Source organism: Paenibacillus sonchi (genome assembly GCF_016772475.1).
Lineage (GTDB): Bacteria > Bacillota > Bacilli > Paenibacillales > Paenibacillaceae > Paenibacillus_AQ > Paenibacillus_AQ sonchi.
The window spans coordinates 4,024,449-4,046,580 of sequence record NZ_CP068595.1; the positions used below are offsets into that span (position 1 = coordinate 4,024,449).

General features: G+C 55.4%; 16 protein-coding genes. 14 read left to right on the forward strand and 2 right to left on the reverse strand.

The annotated features are described in order from the left end of the window. Positions 1-10 precede the first annotated feature (10 nt). The 14 genes from JI735_RS17875 (at position 11) to JI735_RS17940 (ending at position 20,798) form a co-directional block, all read left to right on the forward strand. Positions 11-847, forward strand: a complete 837-nt coding sequence (locus JI735_RS17875) for a carbohydrate ABC transporter permease (RefSeq protein ID WP_039838703.1) — start codon at positions 11-13, stop codon at positions 845-847. A gap of 121 nt (positions 848-968) precedes the next feature. After that, on the forward strand, positions 969-1,970 hold the full coding sequence (locus tag JI735_RS17880) for a glycoside hydrolase family 130 protein (RefSeq protein WP_020429622.1): 1,002 nt from the start codon (positions 969-971) through the stop codon (positions 1,968-1,970). Positions 1,971-2,002: 32 nt separating this feature from the next. Next, positions 2,003-5,215, forward strand: coding sequence for a glycosyl hydrolase (locus tag JI735_RS17885; protein ID WP_202676252.1), 3,213 nt, complete (start codon positions 2,003-2,005; stop codon positions 5,213-5,215). 403 nt (positions 5,216-5,618) lie between these two features. Further along, the gene (locus tag JI735_RS17890) at positions 5,619-6,491 is read left to right on the forward strand and encodes a PhzF family phenazine biosynthesis protein (RefSeq protein ID WP_039838700.1); all 873 of its coding nucleotides are present in this window, start codon (positions 5,619-5,621) and stop codon (positions 6,489-6,491) included. Between the two features lie 62 nt (positions 6,492-6,553). Then, positions 6,554-7,579 (forward strand): CapA family protein, encoded by a 1,026-nt coding sequence (locus JI735_RS17895; protein ID WP_051052246.1) that lies wholly within the window; start codon positions 6,554-6,556, stop codon positions 7,577-7,579. Between the two features lie 211 nt (positions 7,580-7,790). Beyond that, positions 7,791-9,539, forward strand: coding sequence for a cache domain-containing sensor histidine kinase (locus JI735_RS17900; protein ID WP_233475942.1), 1,749 nt, complete (start codon positions 7,791-7,793; stop codon positions 9,537-9,539). Position 9,540: 1 nt separating this feature from the next. Further along, positions 9,541-11,166 carry a response regulator gene (locus JI735_RS17905; protein WP_202676253.1) on the forward strand — a complete coding sequence of 542 codons (1,626 nt, stop codon included), beginning with the start codon at positions 9,541-9,543 and terminating at the stop codon, positions 11,164-11,166. A 128-nt stretch (positions 11,167-11,294) separates the two neighbouring features. After that, positions 11,295-12,719: an ABC transporter substrate-binding protein gene (locus JI735_RS17910; RefSeq protein ID WP_039838694.1), complete on the forward strand. Its 1,425-nt coding sequence runs from the start codon at positions 11,295-11,297 to the stop codon at positions 12,717-12,719. A 71-nt stretch (positions 12,720-12,790) separates the two neighbouring features. After that, on the forward strand, positions 12,791-13,690 hold the full coding sequence (locus JI735_RS17915; protein ID WP_202676254.1) for a carbohydrate ABC transporter permease: 900 nt from the start codon (positions 12,791-12,793) through the stop codon (positions 13,688-13,690). A 102-nt stretch (positions 13,691-13,792) separates the two neighbouring features. Next, the gene (locus JI735_RS17920; RefSeq protein ID WP_039838690.1) at positions 13,793-14,692 is read left to right on the forward strand and encodes a carbohydrate ABC transporter permease; all 900 of its coding nucleotides are present in this window, start codon (positions 13,793-13,795) and stop codon (positions 14,690-14,692) included. Positions 14,693-14,738: 46 nt separating this feature from the next. Continuing rightward, complete coding sequence (locus JI735_RS17925) at positions 14,739-15,752, forward strand: glycoside hydrolase family 130 protein (RefSeq protein ID WP_039838689.1); 1,014 nt, start codon at positions 14,739-14,741, stop codon at positions 15,750-15,752. 62 nt (positions 15,753-15,814) lie between these two features. Further along, entirely contained in the window at positions 15,815-17,203 is a 1,389-nt protein-coding gene (locus JI735_RS17930) for an FAD-dependent oxidoreductase (protein ID WP_202676255.1), read from the forward strand. Further along, a complete protein-coding gene (locus JI735_RS17935) occupies positions 17,200-18,219 on the forward strand; it encodes an SGNH/GDSL hydrolase family protein (protein ID WP_202676256.1) in 1,020 nt (339 codons plus the stop codon). The genes JI735_RS17930 and JI735_RS17935 overlap by 4 nt, the downstream gene beginning before the upstream one ends. 884 nt (positions 18,220-19,103) lie before the next feature. Continuing rightward, positions 19,104-20,798 (forward strand): DUF6138 family protein, encoded by a 1,695-nt coding sequence (locus JI735_RS17940; RefSeq protein ID WP_233475943.1) that lies wholly within the window; start codon positions 19,104-19,106, stop codon positions 20,796-20,798. Here the strand turns inward: JI735_RS17940 and JI735_RS36940 are convergent. Then, a complete protein-coding gene (locus tag JI735_RS36940; protein ID WP_267918908.1) occupies positions 20,788-21,171 on the reverse strand; it encodes an ROK family protein in 384 nt (127 codons plus the stop codon). The two genes, JI735_RS17940 and JI735_RS36940, sit on opposite strands and share 11 nt — an antisense overlap. A 22-nt stretch (positions 21,172-21,193) precedes the next feature. Then, positions 21,194-21,994, reverse strand: coding sequence for an ROK family protein (locus tag JI735_RS36945; RefSeq protein WP_267918909.1), 801 nt, complete (start codon positions 21,992-21,994; stop codon positions 21,194-21,196). Positions 21,995-22,132: the final 138 nt, after the last annotated feature.

Here is a 22,132-nt window from a genome sequence, read left to right on the forward strand (position 1 = left end):
GAGATGTGACATGAGAACAAAAGAGATAACGGGAAAGACGGTTTTATGGATCTTTTTGCTGGCACTCGCCTTTGTAACCTTGATCCCTGTTGTGATTACCATACTCGGCTCGTTCAAAACAAACAGTGAATTGACTACAGGCGCAACCTTTCTGCCAAGCAAGTGGCATTTCTCCAACTACGCCGAAGCTTGGGACCAGGCCAATTTCTCCACATATACGGTGAACAGTCTGATCGTGTCACTGTCCACGGTAGCCGGCACGCTGCTGGTAGCTTCCATGGCTGCTTATGTGGTAGACCGGATGGACTTTATCGGCAAAAAAATCTATGTTGGCATGCAGTCGTTCACGATGTTTGTCGCCGTTGGGGCAGTGGTGCTGCGTCCGCAGTTCGATCTGATGGTCAAGCTGCATCTGCACAGCTCGCTGTGGGGTGTCATACTGATTCTGATCTCCGCGCATGCTTCGATCTTTTTTATCCTGCTGAGCTTCATGAAAGGCATTCCGCGTGAGCTAGACGAAGCTGCACGGATCGACGGAAGTTCGCTGGCCCGCACCTTCTGGACTATTATCCTGCCGCTGCTGGGTCCCGGCCTTGGTGTTGGAGCTTTGTTCACCTTCCGCGGCGCATGGAATGAATACCTGCTGCCGCTCGTGTTCACGATGACGAAGCCGGAGCTGCAGACACTTACCGTTGGTTTGGCGAACCTGAAATACGGCATTTCCGCTGCCTCGCAGACCCATTACATGATGGCCGGTGCCTGCTTGTCCATTCTGCCGATTCTCATAGCCTATGTGTTTGCCAATAAATCCTTTATGCAGATGACGGCCGGTTCCCTGAAGGGATAAGCGCCCGCTCCGGCATTCGCTGACATGCTATTAACTATCAGTACTGCGTATAACAGTGGAAATAGAAGTATTTTTGAGACTCTGACTAATCCTACTAGTCAATAATCAGGAGGTTTACAGCATGACAGTTCAGGTTCCCGCAATTCTAACATCCAGTCCGGTGATTCACCGCTATGAAGGCAATCCGGTGCTGGACGCGTCTAAGGTTCCCTATAACACAGCGCTTGTGTTCAATGCAGGTGTGACCAAATTCAAAGGCAAGTATGTGATGGTGTTCCGCAACGATTATGGCTCGCTTGCTGATCAGACGATTGAGCCGCATCACACCACCGACCTGGGGATCGCCTTCAGCGATGACGGAATCCACTGGGAGGCCAGTCCCAAGAAATGCTTCAAGCTGCATGACGAAGAGATTATCCGCGCCTACGACCCGCGCCTGACGGTGATTGGGGACCGCTGCTATATGTGTTTTGCCGTGGATACCCGGCATGGCATCCGGGGCGGGATTGCGGTGACGGATGATTTTGAGGAGTTTGAGATCCTCAGCCTGTCTTCGCCCGATCTGCGCAACATGGTTCTGTTCCCGGAAAAAATAGGCGGCAATTACGTCCGCCTGGAGCGTCCGTTTACTGTGTACAGCCGGGGCGGCAAGGACCGTTTTGACACTTGGATCTCGGAATCTCCCGATTTGAAATATTGGGGCAATTCCGACCTGCTGCTCGCTGTGGAGCATGTGCCGTTCGCCAATGACAAGGTGGGTCCTGCCGCGCCTCCGGTGAAGACGGATAAGGGCTGGCTGACGACCTTCCATGCGGTGGATATTGACCCTTCACGCGGCAAGCACGGCTGGGAGCCAGCCTGGAAGAAGCGGTATACTGCTGGCATCATGCTGCTGGATCTGGACAATCCCAAAAAGATTCTCGGCATGTATAAACAGCCATTGCTCGCACCAGAGACCAGCTATGAGATTGACGGCGGCTTCCGCAACAACGTTATTTTTCCGGGCGGAATGATTCTGGAGGATAACGGCGAAGTCAAAATCTACTACGGCTCTGCGGATACGATTGAATGCCTGGCTACCGCGCATGTAGATGATCTGGTCTCCCTGTGCCTTAAAGGCTGATAGCGAGGATGACGAGCGGGGAGACGAACAGGATGACGAACCGAGATAATGACAGGATATTGAACCCGTGGGATATTTTGAAAAACCCGCCTGCCGCCTACCGCTCCGTTCCGCTCTGGTCCTGGAATGACCTGCTTGAGAAAGAGGAGCTGGAGCGGCAGATTGAAGAGATGCACCGGGCGGGAATTGGCGGCTTTTTCATGCATGCCCGGGGCGGGCTGCAAACGCCGTACATGGGCGAAGAATGGATGGAGGCCATCCGCACTTCAATTGAGAAAAGCCGCGAGCTGGGGATGAACGCCTGGTTCTATGACGAGAACGGTTGGCCCAGCGGTTTTGCAGACGGGAAGGTTCCCGCCAAAGGACTGTACTATCAGCAGAAACGGCTGGTCTGTGAACAGGCTCCATTTCAGGATGTTCCAGCGGAACGGATCATCGGCTGGTACGCCGCTGGTGCGGAGGGAGGAGCGGACTACCGGCTGCTGCCTCCGGGTGAAGAGGCCCGTGCTGATCTTCGAATCAGCTATGATGTGAATCCTTACTATACGGATACGCTCAGTTCCATGGCTGTAAAAGAATTTATCGACAACACTTATGAGCGCTACTGGAAGCAGTTCGGAGAAGAATACGGCGGGGAGCTGAGCGGTATATTCACGGATGAGCCGCAGTTTGGACGCGGTGCGCTTCCCTGGTCTTTTGAGCTGGAGGATATGTTCATCAGAAGACATGGCGGCAGCGTGAAGGAGATTCTGCCGGCTCTCTTCCTGGATACGGTGGGCGCAAGCAGGGCCAGATACGCTTACTGGGAGACCGTAACCTTTATGTTCACGCAGGCCTACGCCAAGCAAATCGGCGACTGGTGCGCAGGCAAAGGCTGGTCGGCGACCGGACATGTCGTCGATGAGCAGGAGCTGATGCATCAAGTGACCTCCGTCGGCGATCCGATGGCCTTCTATGAGCATCTGCAGATTCCCGGCTGCGACTGGCTGGGCCGGTTCGTCGGAAACGATGCGATGGTACCGAAGCAGGTCAGCTCGGTGGCCCGCCAGCTCGGCAAAAAGCGGGCCATCACCGAGAGCTTCGGCTGCTCCGGCTGGAACGTCAGCTTCGCCGATCTCAAGCGGATCGGCGAGTGGCAGTTCGTGCATGGCATCAATCTGATGTGCCAGCATTTGCAGGGCTATTCCTTAAGGGGGCTGCGCAAGCGGGATTACCCGCCGTCCCTGTTCTATCAGCAGCCATGGTGGAGTGACTATAAAGGCTTCAACGACTATTTTGCCCGGCTGTCTCTGCTGCTGTCCGAAGGCGCCGGCCAGGCGGAGGTGCTTCTGCTGCATCCGGTGCGCACAGCCTGGACGCTGCAGCGCGGCGGAGATTATTCCGCCGTGATCCCTTATCATGAGGCATTCGCCCGGCTCACCAGATGGCTGTGCCAAAGCCTGATTGAGCACGACTATGGCAGCGAGGGCATTATCGCCGGACATGGCCGGGTCAGCGGCGGCAGCTTCATTGTCGGCGAAGCGGCGTACCGCGTAGTCATAGTGCCGCCAAGTGTGACGGTGGACCGGCGTACGGCAGAGCTGCTCCGGGAATTTTCTGCGCAGGGCGGGACGCTGATTGCTTTTGAGCCTTATCCGGTGCTGGTTGACGGGCAGGAGGATACAGAGTTCGCACGCTTCATGCAGGCAGCGGTCCTGCCGGAATGGAGCTGCGAAGCGTTGTGCCGGGCGGTGTCTGCCGGGGCAGGACCATTCCTCCAGATATCCGGCGGGAACGGGGAACCCGTTGCTGCGGATACACTCAATGTGCGGACGCTGGAGCTTGCAGGTTCGATTCTGCATTATGTGGTGAACTCCGGCACGGAGTTCTACCCGCTGCTGAATATACAGCTGACCCGCCAGGGTACAGTTTCACTGATTGATCTGGAAACAGGAGAGATCCGTCCGCTGGAGCAGAAACTGCTGGGGCGTGATCTAATGGGGCAGGAGCAGGTGGAGCGTGATCTAATGGAGCAGGAACTACCGGAACAGGAGCAGGTGCAGGCGGGGCAGGAGCAGAAGGGGCAGAAACTACAGCCACAGGGCGTGCGCCTCCAGCTCCCGCTGCATCCCGGCCAGTCCTATATGCTGAAGGTCGATCCGTTTACGGGTTCAGCCCCAATCACCGGGGACGACGGGAGTGTACGGGAACAACCGGATAACCAAGAACGTTCGCCGGTGGAGCTTGCAGCAGAATGGGAAATTGTGCATGCCGATCTCAACAGCCTGACGCTGGACAACGCCCGCCTTCGGGTAGATGGCGGTGAATGGTCGGAGCTGCAGCCTGTGATATTTATCCAGGAACAGCTGCTGGCTTATGGCCGGACGGTGACGGCGGAACTGGAATTTGCATTTGCCGTCGGCTTCGATACCGCGAGGCAGCGGGAGTTGTATCTCGTAATCGAACGGCCGGAGGAGCTGGAGGTTGAGCTGAACGGGGCCAGGGTAGAGACGGCCGGCAGCGGCTGGTGGCGGGATATCTCGTTCAGAACCATTGATATTAGCGGCCTGGCGGCTGCAGGACGGAACACGCTTGTCCTGAGAATGGAATTCCACAGCTCGCAGGAAATCGCGGATCGGCTGGCGCGGGCCAAGGCATTTGAAGCAGAAGGCAACAAACTGACGATCGATCAGGAGCTGGAGAGCATTTATCTGCTCGGCGATTTTGGAGTCCATTCCGGTTCGGGGTTCACGGACGGGGAGCGGAGAGCGGTATGTACTGAAGGGCCTTTTCAATTGATGGAACCGGCCCGGCAGGTACAGACGGGGGATTTGACCCGGCAGGGTTTCCCGTTCTTCTCCGGCAGCCTCCGTTTACGGCAGACGCTGAAACTTGATGCAGCGCAGGCTTCGGGAGCACAATGGTTCTTTCAAGCCCCACCTGACGCAATAGTAACCAAGCTGTTCATCAACGGAGCGGAGGTGCGCAGCTTCCTGTGGGAGCCGTATGACGCAGACATTTCTTCCTTTTTGCACAGCGGGAGCAACGTCATTGAACTGGAGCTGACGGGCAGCTGCCGCAATCTGCTGGGACCGCATCATCATATCAAAGGTGAAGTTTACAAGGTTGGGCCGGACAGTTATAAGGATAAGCCGGGCTGGACCGACAAGGACCTGGATAAGGATACGCATGTGTATCAGACGCGGTACGCTTTTGTAAAGTTTGGACTGGCGGCGTCTCCGCTTATCTATGTAGAGCAGGCTTAGTACAGACTGCCCATTGTTGCGTGAAAATAACCTGTTAGATGGAAACTAACCTCAGCTACAGCCAAAGAGCCACTCCGGTTGCACGGAGCGGCTCTTTGGCTGTATTGCGGATTGGACGATACAGTACTAGTTCCCCGGTGCAGAAGCGGATTGCTGATTGAGTTGCTGGTAAAGTTCATGTTCGTCTTCTTTTAAGCTTGCCCACGAGTTCTAACTGTAGTGAAAGGTAAAAATACCTCTGAATTCGGCGCGTGCGGCCAAAAACTATAAAGTCTATTTAGCCCGCACGCGATGCGTTTTTTTCGCATATTGTCCCCGTTTCCATAATGAACTATAATTCTCATTCTAGGACAAGCAGCAGCCTTATGCCACTTGGAAACCGCAGAGGGAGGATGAACAGGACATGAATGTGGAAGTGTACACTTTAAATGCTTTTGCCAAAGATGGCAGCGGCGGAAATCCCGCAGGGGTGGTGCTGGATGCCGGTTCAATGAATGCAGCGGAAATGCTGCGTACGGCGAAAGAGGTGGGTTTTTCAGAGACCGCTTTTATAGGGAAATCGGCGCTTGCCGACTATAAGCTCCGTTATTTCACCCCTGCCAGTGAGGTGGATTTGTGCGGGCACGCGACGGTTGCCGCTTTCTATCTGATGTATTCCTTGGGTCTGGAACCGGCTGGCACCTATACCCTGGAGACCAAAGCCGGATTATTGGAGGTCAGCATCAGCCGTGGCGGGGAGGTCTATCTGTCGCAGGCGCTGCCGCAGTTCGGTGATATCTTGCCAAGGCAAGAAATTGCGGCGTCACTTGGCATCGGTATTGAGGATTTAGCTGAAGAGCTGCCCATACAGATTGTCTCTACAGGGCTCCCGGATATCTTGGTTCCGGTCAATAGCCGTCAGCGGTTAGCCGGGATACAGCCGGATTTTGCCGCTATAACTGCTGTAAGCGAGAAGTATAACGTCATCGGCTGCCACCTGTTCACACGTGATACCCCGGATGGCGCCGCTGCCGAATGCCGGAACTTTGCGCCGCTGTATGACATTCCCGAGGAGAGCGCTACTGGTACTGCAAGCGGCGCTTTGCTCAGTTATTTGTATAAATACGGGCAGCTTTCCATACAGCAGGCTCAACAAGCGGTGTTCAGGCAAGGCTATCCGATGGGCTGCCCTTCCGAGATTAAGGCTGGTTTAAGTCTGAACGCTTGCGGAGATATTACCCGGGTTCAGGTGGGCGGGATTGCTGCCGGCATTGAACGGAGAAGTATCGTCATCTGAGTACATTAACCCATAACAGCTTTCTGTCATATCCTATTGAAAAAGCCAAAAGGGTGAATGGAATGACGGAAATACAAGTAGCCGCTGTGGGAGACCTTATGGTCAAACGTTACATTATTTCGGAGGCCAGACGGTCAGACGGCACCTATTCGTTCGACGCCTTGTTTGCAAAAGTGGCCCCATATCTGAAACAGGCAGATTTGACGATCGGAAATCTCGAAACCACCTTTGCCGGAAACGGGCCAAACTCCCGGAGAACGCTGCGGTCTTCCGGCCCGATATTCAAGTGCCCGGATGAACTGGCCCCGGCGCTAAAAAAAGCCGGGTTCGATGTCTTAGTGACGGCGAACAATCACTGCATGGATTATGGAACCCCGGGTCTGATCCGGACGCTGCAGGTGCTGGACCGCAATGGAATCAGCCATACCGGTACATCCAGGTCATTGGAAGAATCCAAGCAAGTTCTGATCAAAAACGTAAAAGGGATTAAGATCGGAATCCTCTCCTATACGGCAGGAACCAACAGGATTCCCGTACCGGCGAACCGGCCGTGGCTCGTCAATCGGATAGAAACCGGCAAAATCAGCCGGGAGATCCGGAAATTAAAAAAGAAAGCCGATCTGGTCCTGCTGTATCTGCATTTTGGAAACGAATATCACTATACTCCCAACAAGAGGCAAAAACAGCTGGTGAACCTCTTCTTTAAAAATGGCGCCAACATCATTCTGGGATCTCATCCGCATGTTCTCCAGCCCATGGAATCCCGGGGAAAGAAAAAATTTGTGATTTATTCGCTGGGGAACTTTGTGTCGACTAAACTTATGAATATTCCTTATACACAAAGCGGAATCATTCTTAATCTCACCATTCAAAAGGATCAAAAAGGAAACACGAATATCGCTAACGTCAATTACATCCCGACTGGCGTGGATCGGAGAATGGCAAGCGGCAGCACAATGACTGAGGTTGTCCCCATCCGCGATGCATTGAAGACGGGCGTACCGGATAGAACAGGCCGGCGGAATCACCTGAATCGGATGTTGAACCATACCGAGTCCATTCTGAAGAGGGAAAAGCGCCGTCATTAACATCCCCCGGTCTGCTCACCGGAACATCATAGTTAGATAAAACAGCGGTAGTCCAGGACGTTATTGTCCGTGGCTGCCGCTGTTCCTGTTAAGGGGGGCATACGGTGAAACCACGGCACGCATACGGTCATTTCACTGTCCTCTGCGCCGCACATTGTCGAATTGGGGCCTGGAGTGACATAATCGTAGCATAGAGACTTTTAGGGAAGGCGTGAAAAGCTTGGACTATCTCCGCAGGCAATCGTTCCGCAGCAAACTCAAAATCGCATTTCTGGCCGTCATCCTGCTCTCGGTGCTGATGACCGGAGGGCTGTCCTATTACATCTCGGCGGCCACCCTGGAAAAAAATGCCCTGAAGCTTACACAGGATACGGTCGTAAGATCCGCGCAGATTGTGGATGAGAAACTGAACAAGCTGATGCTGATCATGATGACATTTATGATCAGCCAGCCCTTTCATGACATGCTGAAGGATGCCGCTGCCGGGGACACCAGCCGGTATTACACGCATCTGAACGATCTTGATAACGTTTTCTCGCAGGCGCGGATTGCCGAGCCGCTGATCCAGTCCATTTATGTTTCTACGCCAATTGGCGAATTCTACCCATCGTCGATGAACCGCAACCGGCTCACCTCGTTCAAGGATACCTTTCTATACGGCCGCATCGAACAGGAGCAAAAAAATCTCTGGGTAGAAGGCCATGAGGATATGCTGTTCTCCGGCAAAGACCGCGTTATCTCGCTGATCCTGGAGCCGATTTTTGACACACCGGTCAGCGGCGTCTATATTGTCGTGAATATCCGTGAAGACGGCTTCCGCAAGCTGGTGCAGGGGGATACCGGGGCTGGAGCGGCCAGTTTTTTGCTGAATGCAGAAGGGAAGACGGTATACCCGCTAAAAGAACCGCTCGTCCGGCAGGCGGTAGACGGCGGAAATCTCAGCGGCATGATGAAAAGCCCGGAGGGCAACCAGTCCTTCGACCTGGACGGGAAAACCTATCTGCTCAATTATGCCCATCTCGGCATTGCGGATTGGACGATGACCACCATCCAGTCCCAGGCCAGTGTGCTGAAGGATATGGTCTATGTCAAATGGCTGATCGGCGCGGTAGCCCTGGCGGCCTTCACCGTCACTACACTGATCTCCGGGGCATTTACGCGTTATCTGCTGGTGCCGCTGCAGGGGCTGATGAAGGTGATGAAACGGGTGGAGAGCAACGATCTGTCAGCCCGTTTTGAGAGCGGCAGCGGGGATGAGCTGGCCCAGGTCGGCTTCCGGTTCAACCGGATGCTGGAACAGATTGTTGTGCTGATCGGGGAGGTCACCGAGGCTGAAACACATAAGCGCTCAGCGGAGATCAAGGCGCTGTCGGCACAGATGGACCCGCATTTTCTGTACAATACCCTGAACACGATCTACTGGAAGCTTAATCTGAAGCAGGTTGAGCCGTCGCAGAAAATGGTCATGTCGCTCTCCCGCCTGTTCCAGCTGGGGCTGAACAAGGGCCAGGAAATCACAACCTTATCCAAGGAACTGGAGCATGTGCGCCAGTATTTGGAGCTGCAGTCGAGCTGTTATGAAGGCTTGTTCCATTATGAGATTCATGTCCGCGAACCGGAGCTGGCTGCGCTGTCCATTCCCCGGATCATTCTGCAGCCGCTGGTAGAGAACAGCATTCTGCACGGCTTCCGTGATCTCGAAAGCGGAGGGCGTATCGAAATCGAAATTGCCGGGGACGGGGAACGCTGGGAGCTTGCCGTGCGTGATAACGGCAGCGGCATGGAGGAGGACCAGGTGCGCGCGCTTTTTTGGCAGGAATCGGAGAAGGGGTATGCCGTGTCCAATCTGATCCGGCGGCTTCAGCTCTATTACGGGGACAGTGCGGAATTCTGCGTGGACAGCGCACCGGGGCGCGGAACGGAAGTACGGATTTCTGTACCCAAGAAAGGGGAGCATTAGCATGTACAATCACGAGACGGTCAGTCTCTGCATTATCGATGACATTAAAAGCGTAGTGGATGGCCTTACCGCCATGAGCTGGGAGGATCAGGGGATTCAGGTTGCGGGGGTGTCGGGCAATGGCGAGGAGGGGCTGAAGCTGATCGCCGAAGTGCGGCCGGATCTGGTCATCACGGATATCCGGATGCCCAGAATGGACGGGCTGAGCATGCTGCGTGCGGTCCTGGAGGACAACCGTAGCTGCAAGGTGATCCTGATCAGCGGCTATGCCGATTTTGAATATGCGCAGCAGGCTGTGCAGCTGGGAGCTTTTGATTTTGTGGTGAAGCCTTTCTCAGAAGAGGATATCATGGCGGCGGTGCTGCGGGCCAAGGCCGAGATCCTCGAGGAGAGATCCAGGCGGCTCAGCCTCAGAGAAATGGAGATCAAGCTGCGCGAGAGTATGCCGGTGCTGCGCCAGGAATACTTTACACTGCTCGTGAGCCACCGTACATCCTGGGAACAGGCGGCAGGGCGCTGGGAATTTCTGAATATTGAACTGGATCCGCGCGGATTCGTGGTGATGCTGATTGAGATTGACCGTTTTCAGGAGCAGGTGGCCGAGCTGCCGATTCGTGAAATAGAGCTGATCCGCTTCTCCCTGCTCAACATTACCCAGGAGACGATTGCGGAATATGCCAGCTGTGCCGTGTTCCGGGCCCGCCATAACCGGTACCTGGCTGTGATGAACGATACCGGCCCGGTCAGTCCTATTGAAATTGCGGAGCAGTGCTGCAGGAATATTGAGCGTTATACCAAGTTCACGGTATCAGTCGGGGTCGGCGGCAGAGTGGAGGAGACAAGCGAGCTGCCGGATTCTTACCGCCAGGCCCACCGGGCGCTGGCCCATCATCTGTTCACAGAAGGCAACGCGGCCATTATGTATGACGACCTGCACCAGACCGGGAGCCAGGAGCCGCTGGCACTGGAATACAAGGATGAGCTGCTGCTGGCGCTGCGTTCCGGCAATGCCGGACGGACGGGCACGATTCTGTCTGCCATCTCGGAGACTCTGCAAAGCCTGATCTCCCGGCAGAATCCCGATTATCTCCTCAGTCTTTACGATGAGCTGGCCGCATCCGCCATCCGCACCTTTTATGAATTGGTCCCGTACCGGGACATTCAGCCTCTGATCCAGAGATTCAGGGCGGTGCAGGGAACGGCGGGGCTGCCGCTGGCCTCCCTGCAGCGGCAGCTGCTGGCACTGTGCACAGAGGGAGCCGGACTGGTCCGGCAGAACAGCCTGTCCGAAGGGCAGAAGGTGATCTATGAAGCCATTGACTACATCAAAAGCCGCTTGCCGGAAGATATCACCGTCGGCGAATGTGCGGCCCATGTCCACCTCAGCGCCAGCTATTTTTCCAGCCTGTTCAAGAAGGTGACCGGAATGACGGTCACGCAGTTTACGACCTCGGAGCGCATCCAGAAGGCGAAGGCGCTGCTGGTGGAGGGAGCGCAGGTGCAGGAAGTGGCATCAGCCGTGGGCTACGAGGAGCGCCGATATTTCAGCGAGATGTTCAAGAAGATCACCGGCCAGACCCCGACGGAGTTCAGGGCGGGTTATCATCCGGACCAGCAGGAGAGGTGAGGGACAGCTTCACAGACCATAGAATTCTATCCCTGGAGAGTGAGTCTGCCTCACTCCCTTCCTCCGGGCAGGGGCCTATAATTATAGATGAGTTCACAATACAAATGTTAATCAAAGGGGTAGAACGTATGCAGAAAAAATGGTTGGGTCTCAGCCTGAGCCTCATGCTGGCAGCCGGAATCGCCGGCTGCGGCGGTAACGGAAACAACAGCGGCAACAGCGGTGCGGCGAATGGAGAGGCTGGAGGCAGCACAGCAAGTCCCTCAGCCGAAGCAGGCGGCAATACGGCCAAAAGCGGGCCTGTACAGCTCAAGTACTGGACCGACGACCGTCATGACCAGGAATATATCAAGGAACTGATCAACAAATTCAATGAAACCAATAGCGACAACATTCAGGTGGAATTGACGGTCATGTCCGAGAACTATACGCAAAGCGTCGATATTGCCTTCTCCAGCAACCAGGCGCCGGATGTGCTCCGGCTGAAGAGCGCCAACACCTCCGAGTTTGTCAAAAAAGGATATCTGGCGCCGGTTGATTCCTATCTTACCGATGATATGAAAACCAAATTCAGCAGCCTCATGCTTGACAACGTCAACCGTTTTGACGGCAAGCTCTACTCTCTGCCCAATACCGGTCTGACTATGCGTCTGGTCTACAACAAGGATATCTTTGCCAAAGCCGGCATTCAGAATCCTCCGGTATCCCTTCAGGAAATGGTGGACGACGCCAAGAAGATTACTGAAGCCGGCAAAACCGAGGGCATTTACGGCTTCGCGCTGAACTTCAAAAATCCGAAGCAGGCCTTCGACCGTTCCATCCGGGAGATTCTCTCGCTGAGCGGTTATCAGGGCTTAGGCTTTGATCTAAAGACGGGCCAGTTTGATTTCGCTCCTTACTCGCAGGTCATTGAATATTTCAAGCAAATGTACAAAGACGGCAGTGTTCTGCCAGGCGCTGAAACGCTGGATATCGATCCGCTGCGCGCCCAGTTCGCGGCAGGCAAAATCGGCATGTACCTCTCCTTCTCGACGGAGCCGGGGGTATACAAGGACCAGTTCCCGACAGAAATCAACTGGGCAGGGGCTCTGGCGCCCACGCTTGACGGCCAGATCAAGGGAACTTCCGAAATCGTGTCCGCCGGTACCTGGCTCGGCATCAGCGCCAAATCGGCTCACCAGGAAGCGGCCTGGAAGTTCATGCAGTACATGTACGGCGACGAGGTTCTGAAGACCTATCATGAAAAAGGCTTCGGGATTGCCGTTGTGCCAAGCATTGTGGAACAAGCGAAAAACCCGGACATCAAGGGCATGGAAGGTTTCCTGGTCGGAGAACATGACTCTCTCTGGCCGGCAACGCCAAGCGTCACTCCGGAAGGCTCTACCTATGCGGATGCATTCTTCAAATACATCCTTACCGGGGGAGATGCCAAGGCAATCACCGAGGATTTGAATACAAGATATAACGCCGCATTGTCCAAAGCTGTAGAAAAGGGCGAGGTTAAAGTAACGCCGGACCCTGCCTTTGATCCAGCCAAACCGCAGGGTGAATAACAGGCAAGGATGGGGCTGACGCGCACTTCTTGGCGGATGCCCCTTTTCTTTTCCCGAAGGAGGAATGAATCATGAGCTTTAAATGGAAACGGCTGGGGGAAAATTCCCTGTTTCTGATCCCGAGCATTATTCTTACGGTTGCGCTCGGCATATACCCTTTGTTCTGGATGCTGCGCTACATGTTCTACGATTATGCCGGATACGGCGATGCGCTGTTCGTGGGCCTGGACAATTTCCGGCGGCTGATGCGTGACGGCCTGTTCTGGGAATCTGTCGGCAATACCTTTATTTTTGCCGGAGGCAAGCTGCTGCTGACGCTGCCGCTGTCGCTGCTGCTGGCGGTCATGCTGAACGGCAGGCTGCGCGGCGGAAATCTGCTGCGGGGGATCTATTTTATGCCCACGGTGATCAGTACCGCAGTCATCTCCGTTGTTTTTTATAACATCTTCAATTCCTATAACGGGATGGTTAATACAGTTCTGATGAAGCTGCATCTGGTCTCTCAGCCCGTTGACTGGCTGGGTCCGAAGCATGCCATGCTCACGGTCATTCTCGTGGCGGTATGGGGGGCGGTCGGCAACTATATGCTGCTGTTCCTGGCCGGACTGCAGAGCATCCCGCAGGATTTATACGAGAGCGCGGCCATTGACGGCGCGAACGCCGGAAGACGGTTCTGGAACATTACGCTTCCGATGCTGGCCCCGGTTGCTCAGATGGTCATCATGCTGGCGATTATCGCCTCCCTGAAGGGCTATGAGAGCATCATGGTCATCACGGAAGGCGGACCGATCGGCAAAACCGAGGTCATGTACCTCTACTTGTATAAACTGCTGTTCCCGGTATCCACCGGTTCACCGGTTGCCCAGCAGCTCGGGTACGGAAGTGCCGTAGGCTTCGCGAGCGCAGTCATCGTCGGAGCGATTACCGGACTGTATTTCTTCCTGAGCCGCAAAATGAACAAGGTGTATTAGTCGCGTTAGACACCAAATCTGCGAATATTCTTACTATCTGATAAAAACGCCGCAGTCAGAACTATGAATGAACGGCTGCAGGCGTACTGGAGGTGTGACAAGATGAACGAACAAGTGTTATCCCAACAGCCCCCTGTGCGGGAAAAGAGGGTTGCCCGCCCCTCCGGCAATGCCGGCAGAATTCTCGGCCGTACGGTCATGTGGCTGTTTTTATTGGCAACAGCGGTTCTGACCTTGTTTCCGCTGGTCATGACCGTATCCGGCTCGCTGAAGACCGGAGCGGAAATGATGACCGGCGGCAGCCTGCTGCCGTCCAAGCTGCAATTCGCCAACTATGCCGAAGCCTGGAAGCAGGCCAATTTCGCCCGCTACACCTGGAACAGCGCTTTTGTCAGCATCATGGTTACCGTCGGCACGCTGCTGGTGGCTTCGATGGCGGCTTATGTGGTGGACCGGCGCGATTTTCCCGGCAAATCCCTGTATGTGACGGTTCAGGCATCGATGATGTTCATATCCGTAGGAGCCATCGTGCTGCGCCCGCAGTTTGACCTGATGGTCGCGCTGCACCTGAATACCACGCTGTGGGGCGTGATCCTGATCCTGGTCAGCGCTCATTCCAGCACGTTTTTTATGCTGCAAGGCTTCTTCAAAGCCATTCCCCGCGAGCTTGATGAAGCAGCGATGGTAGACGGTTCCGGGTTTATCCGCACCTTCTTCCGCATTATCCTGCCGCTGCTGACCCCGGGGCTTGGCGTGGCCGGGCTGTTCGCCTTCCGCCATGCGTGGAACGAATACATTCTGCCGCTGGTGTTCACAATGACCAATCCGCAGCTCCAGACGCTGACCGTAGGGCTGGCCAATCTCCGCTACGGCTCGTCTGCGGCGATGCAGATCCACCTGATGATGGCGGGTGCGTGCCTATCCATCCTGCCGATGCTGCTTGCCTATATTCTGGCGAACAAGACGTTTATTCAGGTGACAGCCGGTTCGGTCAAAGGCTGAAGGCTACAGATTTCAGTTCAATTCTATATAGAAGGAGCATTATCATATGAGCAATTTTACAGTTGGCCCCTTATTCTCCAGTCCGGTCATTACCCGGCACCCTGCGAATCCGATTCTGGCTCCCGGCGATGTCCCTTACGGTCCGGCTATGGTATTCAATGCAGGGGTCACGAAATTTAAAGGGAAATATGTGATGGTCTTCCGCAATGACTACGGCGATGAGGCCAAAGGAATCGTTGCCCCCCATCACACAACGAATCTCGGCCTGGCCTTCAGCGATGACGGAATCAAGTGGGAGGTGCAGCCGGAGCCATGCTGGTCCTGGCATGATGAAGAGGTTATCCGCGTGTATGACCCGCGTCTGACGGTGATCGGCGGGCAATGCTATATGTGTTTTGCAGTGGATACGAAGCATGGCCTGCGCGGCGGCATCGCGGTGACGGAGGATTTCCGCTCCTTCGAGGTGCTGAGCCTGTCCCTGCCGGACAACCGCAATATGGTGCTGTTCCCGGAGCTTATCGGGGGCAAATATGTGCGGCTGGAGCGTCCGCTGCCGGTGTACAGCCGGGGCGGCATTGACCGTTTTGATATGTGGATGAGCGACTCGCCTGACCTCAAGTACTGGGGGAATTCCCGCCTGCTGCTGGCGGTTGAGGATGTGGCCTATGCCAATGACAAGGTAGGTCCCGGCGCACCGCCGGTCAAGACGGACAAAGGCTGGCTAACCTTGTTCCACGCGGTCGATCTGGACCGCAGCCGGGGCAAAAACGGCTGGGAGGACAGCTGGAAAAAACGCTACACCACAGGCATTATGCTGCTGGATCTGCATGATCCTGGCCGGGTTATCGGCAGGGCGGCTGCACCGCTGCTCGCGCCGGAAGCCGCCTATGAAACCAGCGGCGGCTTCCGTAATGATGTTATTTTCCCCGGGGGCATGATTCTGGAGGATTCCGGGGAAGTCAAAATCTACTACGGTGCCGCCGATACTGTTGAATGCCTGGCCACCGCACATGTCGATGATCTGCTGCGTCTCTGTCTGGAGGGCGGGACTGTTAAATAGAATGCGATTCACCAGAGATGTGAATTTCAAGTTCAGCTAATATAGATTTGGAGGATGATTCTATGCATTACGGACATATAACCCTGCCATCCGCCAGTGTGCCGGTTACCCGCGAAGTAGACGTACTGGTCATTGGCGGAGGAGCATCCGGCATCGCCGCCGCGATTGCTGCTGCGGAAGGCGGGGCGAGCACCCTGCTTGTGGAGCAGAGGGGATTTCTCGGCGGAATGGGCACAGTTGCGCTTGTCCCCGCCTTTTGTCCCTTTACAGACAAGCAGAAGCCGATTATCCGCGGCTTAGGCCTTAAGCTGATGGAGCGGATGAAGCTGGCCTGCGATCCCGGCTACCGCGAAGAATACCGGGACATGCTGGATTGGGTGCCGATTGATCCGGAGGTGCTGAAGCGGGTCTATGACGACGCCATTCTGGAAAGCGGCGTGACGCCGCTCTATCATACTTTTGTCTGCGATGTAGTAATGTCGCAGGACCACAGAACGGTCGAAGGCGTCATTGTCGTCAACAAAACGGGGCGCTCCTTCATCCGCTGCCGCTATATTATCGACTGCTCGGGGGACGGGGACATCGCTGCGTTGTCCGGGGTGCCCTTCCAGAAGGGCGGCGAGGCGGGTGAGCTTCAGCCGGGCAGCATGTGCTATCTCCTCGCCAATGTTGACCGTCCGAAGTTCAGCCGCTTCCTGGAGGAGAGCGGGGATACGGGCCAGCTGCATGCAACGGTGGAGCGGGCGATAGCCGATGGCGCGCTGCCGGAGGGCCGCAAGTCCATCTCCGGCCTGGCGTGGGTGAGCGATTATCTGGTAGGGGTCAACTTCGGCCATGTGTTCGGCGTAGACGGCACCCTTGCGGAGGATTTGACGCGGGGCGCGATTGAAGGGCGCCGCACGGCAGAACGCCAGCTTCAGTTCTTCCGCAGCTATGTGCCGGGCTTCGAGCACGCCCATATGGTGGCGAGCGGGGAGCAGCTCGGCATCCGGGAGACCCGGCGCATCGAAGGGGACTACGTCCTGACCGTCGATGATTTCATTGCTGCCCGCTCCTTCCCGGATGACATTGCCCGCAACGCGTATTATATCGACATCCATCTCGCCAACAGCAAAAGCGAGATGACCTTCAACCACTTGCCGCCGGGCGTCTCACACGGCGTCCCTTACCGGATCATGCTGCCGGTCGGCATCGACAACCTCTGGGTGGCCGGACGCTCCGTGTCCTCGGACCGGGCGGTTCAAGGCTCCCTGCGGGTGATGCCGAACTGCTTCTCCATGGGTCAGGCTGCGGGGACAGCCGCCGCATTGGCGCTGCGTGACGGCACAGGCTCACGCGGCATTTCCGTCGCCGAGCTTCAGCAGCGCCTGCTGGAGCAGGATGTCTGGCTCGGCGAGAACTTCGTGCCTGCTGCGGAGCACACCGGCAGGAAGGAAGGGGATGCGCTGTGAAACAGCTTCCCTTAACGGATGAATGGTTCCACGGTGCGGTTTCACTGGAGCACCGGGAGGATGGAATCAAGCCGTGGCGTATTCCCTACGCGGATTATGAGCTGTATGCACCGGAGGGAATCGGAGGCAAAGCCGAGATTTGTGCCGGTGTGCGCCTGCGGCTGCGGAGTGATTCCGCAGAAGTAGCGGTATCGTTCCTCCCCCTTGCGGATGCAGCTGCTATGGACTGCCTGGTGGCAGGGCAATTGTTCCTGACCCTCAGCCTTCCCGCAGGAGCAACCGAAGCCTTGTTCAGCGGACTTCCCGCAGGCATCAACGATCTGGAAATCTGGCTCCCGCAAAATATCGGGATGACGGTAACGGGCCTGCGGATCGGCAGCGGGGCTGCTGGTGATCCGCTGCCGGATCGCCGTCCCCGCTGGATCACCTATGGGAGCTCCATTACCCAGTGTGTGGCAGCTTCCAGCCCTTCGCGTGCCTGGCCGGCCATCGCCGCCGCTGATTGCGGCTGGAATGTGACCAATCTCGGCTTCTCCGGCAACTGCCATATGGAGCCGATGATCGGTCGTCTGATCCGGGATTTGCCGGCCGACTTCATCTCTATATGCGTGGGGGTGAACATCTATGGCGCCGGTACCCTAAGCCCGCGGATGTTCAAGCCTTTGCTGATCGGATTGCTGGAAACGATCCGCGACAGACACAAGGAGACTCCGCTGCTGGTCATCTCCCCGATTTACGGCACCGTCCGCGAAACGGAGCCTAACCCGCTCGGCTTCACGCTGCCCATGATGCGCGAAGATATCCGGCAGACCGTGGAGCTGCTGCGGGAACGGGGGGACCGCCAGCTGTATGACCTGGACGGCCTGAGCTGGTTTGGGCCGGAGGACGAAGCCTTCCTGCCGGACGGCTTGCATCCGGGAGCCGAAGGCTGCGAACTGCTGGGCAGAAGGTTCCGCGCACTGCAGCAAACCGCTCTTCAGGCAAGGCAGCTGCAGCAGACCAAAGGTGAAATTTGAACTTCAACTTGAAAAAAGCAGCAGGTATCGGGAGACCCCGTATGCCTGCTGCTTTTTTCTGAGCATAAGGTGACGGGAACGGTTGTGGGTGCGCTGCTGTGTTGCCCAGGAAAGGACGGCACAGTCTATAGGAGACTATACAGTGTAAAAAAATGTGGATATCTTGGAGGCCGTAGAGGATATAAGCGATGCAGAAGGATGGGGTTCCATCCGCGGACTGATGCGGACAGAGGAGCCCTTATTTTGCCAAAAATCTTACTTTTTCAGCAGTTACGGACTCAGGAGCCGTTATATCGTTCGATGGAGCCTGGAATAAAGGGGAAAGGGACAAATAAAGGCATCTCGGTCCGTTGTCCTGCGGAATAGAGGAATCTTCCTTCAATAACGGCTTTCCGGTCCGTAACGGCTGCGGATCGCTCGTGAAGGGAGCTCATCGTGTCCGCAGAATGACCCACACCATAATCATATGGCCCCCAATGTATGTCTTAACTGAATTCTGGGCGGGCATTGTGCATGTGGTATAACAATATGAGATCTAAGCAAGTTAAAGGACGCTAAGCCTGTCTGTCATACAACGATCCGTTTTCAGCGTGCCCCGTTGATTTTGGAACAGTTGGGTATCCCTGCGGCCGTAAGCCCCGTGTTGTTATTCACCCGCCAGGGTGAGTTTGTCCTTCTCTTTGTTCCCATGAAAGACGAATGATTAGGCTAACGGGCAGGCTGTTATGCTATACTTTTACACAAAGATTGGGTGAAATAATAGAAAGGGGTACGGAAGTGCTAACGGCATTCATTGGCCGTGCTGCTTTTTTGGCTGTTGCTATTTTAGCCGTATGGGGGCGCAAATAAATCTATAACTCTGCATAAAGGAGCTTTGGATGATTATGGATCACACACTGGAAACGCTTTTGGACGAAATGAAACAGGAGATTGACAATTGGGCAGCCTATATTAGCAATATAGACGCGGACAAAATCGTGAAACGCACAACGCTGCAGGTGGGGATTCACAGTGGCGCTCTGCTTGAATATGCCAAGGGCAGGGTGGATGTGACGGATGGGGAACTCGATCTTACGGTGCCGGGAGGCAAGGCCGGACCCAGCGAGTGGCTGACCGGGGAACAAGTGCGGGAGCAGATCGTCCCTGAGCTTGCTTCCTATATGCAGCATAAATTGAACGGGATGCCGCCGGCATTAACCGATTATCAATTTACTTTTAACGGCAAGTTCCAGGTGCGGGAAGGCGGGGTCAACGTTCGTATTCTTGAATACGTCGACGAGACGAAGAAGAAACTGCTGCTGGAACGTATCTCCGCCTATGTCGGGAATAAGCTCGAAGCGGGAAAATATCCGACCAAACCCTTGGAGACCTTTTTCCTGTCCAGACACCTGTTGGATGAGGGACTGTTCCCGGAGATGGACCCTGGCCGGATCATTTCTGTGTTTGAGAACATTCAACAAGTGAATAAAGGAAACAAACATCTTGCCGAGCACCGGAGTAATCTGAGCGGGGCCTTGCGGAATTGGGTGGAGAATCACTGGTTGCCCCGTTATTTCGATAATATAGGATCAGAGTGGCAGAAGGAATACAAGCGAAAAAGTGATGCCCGGCTGGACAATCCCGAGCAAGGTCTCATCGAACTGGTCCTGTATTCCGCAATCTTGATTCTGAAATATGAGCCTTCCTATAGCAGAAGTGTGGGGCTGTCTATGTTGAATTGCGCTATCGAGTTGGGAAGTACCCGGGCCAAACGTCTGACTGAGGAAGGCAGCGGAACGTTCGCCCGGGAAGATGTCTGTCTTCGCGGTGAACTGGCGGAATGCACAGCCAACGATGTATTTGCCGAGGTGACCATAGCCATTAAGCAAGAAACGGAGGAAAGCTACGCGCGTGCGCTCCGGTTTCTTATCCGCTTGCTAAGCTTGGGTTTCCCTAAGAGCTATCAAATCAAGCTGAAATCCTCCGTCAAGCAATGGCTGCCGGTCAAAGGATTGGCCAAGTCGGGCACGCACCGTTTCTTTGCCAACGCTTTGGAGTATCCGAATTTGCAGCCTTTGCTGGAGGAGTATGCCGGGGTGGCGATGGAAACCTTCGAATGGTATACGGATACTGAAGGGGAAAAAAGCTGCATGCCGGGCAGTTACGCGGTTTTTGGCCTTGGTCTCGCGGACCGGGCGTATTTTCCATTAGTAGAACAATATATGGAGCAGGTCGACGAAGAACACCAGTCCGTTCAGAACGGCTTTACGGCCGCTTTGGCCGGTCGGCATGGCGTTAACGCGGATACGCTTCCTACACTGGTGAAGTGTATGCTGCATAGCGGTGATTCGATGAAGCTGAAGATCGATGCCGATCTGGGGGACGACAGGATTCTCAGGCTGCTGCTGGATCAAGTTCGCGGCCTAAAGCGCCATGAGGTGGAGCATATTGTGTATTTGATCTGGGGCGGAACAGACAAGCTGAAAAAAATCGCCGCCAAAGCCGAAGGGGAGCGGGGAAATGGCTATCTGAGCTGGCACAGGCGGCCAGCCGCGGCTAACCTTACGGCTTTGGGGGATCATACCATCCTCAACCGGTAAGCTGGTTCAGTATGAGGGCGGCTGCCCCGGCGGCGACAGCAGTGTCGCTTAAGCTACCTTGAGTGAAGCGGACCTTGTATTGCTCGCGGTAGTAGGTCCTCTCAAGGGCGGTCCTTGTGGCTTCCCGGTAGAAAAAATCCGCAGCTGAGAACAGGGGGCCGCCCAGAATGACCTCCTCCGGATGGAGTATATTAATCAGGTTGGCCAGACCAATGCCGCAATAGACCGCCGCCTGCCCGAATATTCCGTTCACCACGGAATCCCCGGCCTGCAGCGCTTCAACTATATGTGCGAATTCAATGTCCTCCGGGCGGTCAGCCAGCTCACGGAGCAAGGTGGGTCTGCCGCGTTTCCATTCCTCCCGGGCCTGCATTTCCAGGGTGCGGATAGAAACATCAGGATTCCCATGCGCCGGAATTGCCGCCCGGCACGCTGGAAGGAACGCCGGAGCTCTCAATGATCATCTGGCCGACGGCCCCTTCGGTGTCGATGACGCCGTAGAGAATCCGGCCTTCGTTCATAATCGCGGAGCGCAGCCCGATGCCGGCATGGAGATAGAGCAGCTGATGCTGCCGCCGGTCGCCGCCGGCCCAATATTCGCCAAGCAGCGCGGTATTGGCCCCATTATCCAGACACACCGGCACATCAAGAAGCTGCTCCAGCCGTTCTTTGACCGGCACCTGAGACCAGCCCGGAGCTGCAAAGCCGGCTGGCTGCAGAATCCTTCCTTCCTTGCGGTCCAAGGGGCCGACGGCTCCAATGCCAAGCCCGATAACTTGGCTGATGTCAATGGAGGCTTGCTCCAGCATGCGCAGCACCTGGGCATGAACGGATTCAATCAGGCGTTCCGGCGTGGCCTGCTCATCCATAGGCCATGAATATTCATCCAGCAGCTTTAGATGGAGATCTGCAAGCACGAGCCTGGAAAACGTCCGGGAGATTTCCAGGCCGAAGACATAGCCATAGGCGGGATTGGTTTCATATAGGGTGGGCCGTCTGCCGCCCGTGGATTCCCCGAAGCCTACCTCCAGCAGCAGGTTCTGGGCAAGCAGCTCATCAAGAATCCGGGTCAAGGTGCTGACAGTCAGGCCGCTTTCCTCCAGCAGGGTTTGTTTGGATACGGTCCCTTTTTTTCGGACAGATAAGTACATCTCTTTGGTTCTGGAATTAGGTATGAGTTCATGAATAGGCAGCACAAAGGTCTCTCCTTATGAATAAGTATCCCGATCAGGTAAAGAGGGGAATTCTAAACCTGATATTACAATGACACAAAAAGGAGGGGGCCGCAACTGAATGATACATTTCAGCGAAAGTGAAACGGCGAACGGGCCATG

What these genes read in the sequence shown, in the direction of transcription:
- JI735_RS17875 (WP_039838703.1), top strand. Translation starts at nt 11, where the DNA reads ATGAGAACAAAAGAGATAACGGGAAAGACGGTTTTATGGATCTTTTTG.
- JI735_RS17880 (WP_020429622.1), top strand. Translation starts at nt 969, where the DNA reads ATGACAGTTCAGGTTCCCGCAATTCTAACATCCAGTCCGGTGATTCAC.
- JI735_RS17885 (WP_202676252.1), top strand. Translation starts at nt 2,003, where the DNA reads ATGACGAACCGAGATAATGACAGGATATTGAACCCGTGGGATATTTTG.
- JI735_RS17890 (WP_039838700.1), top strand. Translation starts at nt 5,619, where the DNA reads ATGAATGTGGAAGTGTACACTTTAAATGCTTTTGCCAAAGATGGCAGC.
- JI735_RS17895 (WP_051052246.1), top strand. Translation starts at nt 6,554, where the DNA reads ATGACGGAAATACAAGTAGCCGCTGTGGGAGACCTTATGGTCAAACGT.
- JI735_RS17905 (WP_202676253.1), top strand. Translation starts at nt 9,541, where the DNA reads ATGTACAATCACGAGACGGTCAGTCTCTGCATTATCGATGACATTAAA.
- JI735_RS17910 (WP_039838694.1), top strand. Translation starts at nt 11,295, where the DNA reads ATGCAGAAAAAATGGTTGGGTCTCAGCCTGAGCCTCATGCTGGCAGCC.
- JI735_RS17915 (WP_202676254.1), top strand. Translation starts at nt 12,791, where the DNA reads ATGAGCTTTAAATGGAAACGGCTGGGGGAAAATTCCCTGTTTCTGATC.
- JI735_RS17920 (WP_039838690.1), top strand. Translation starts at nt 13,793, where the DNA reads ATGAACGAACAAGTGTTATCCCAACAGCCCCCTGTGCGGGAAAAGAGG.
- JI735_RS17925 (WP_039838689.1), top strand. Translation starts at nt 14,739, where the DNA reads ATGAGCAATTTTACAGTTGGCCCCTTATTCTCCAGTCCGGTCATTACC.
- JI735_RS17930 (WP_202676255.1), top strand. Translation starts at nt 15,815, where the DNA reads ATGCATTACGGACATATAACCCTGCCATCCGCCAGTGTGCCGGTTACC.
- JI735_RS17940 (WP_233475943.1), top strand. Translation starts at nt 19,104, where the DNA reads ATGGATCACACACTGGAAACGCTTTTGGACGAAATGAAACAGGAGATT.
- JI735_RS36940 (WP_267918908.1), bottom strand. Translation starts at nt 21,171, where the DNA reads ATGCAGGCCCGGGAGGAATGGAAACGCGGCAGACCCACCTTGCTCCGT.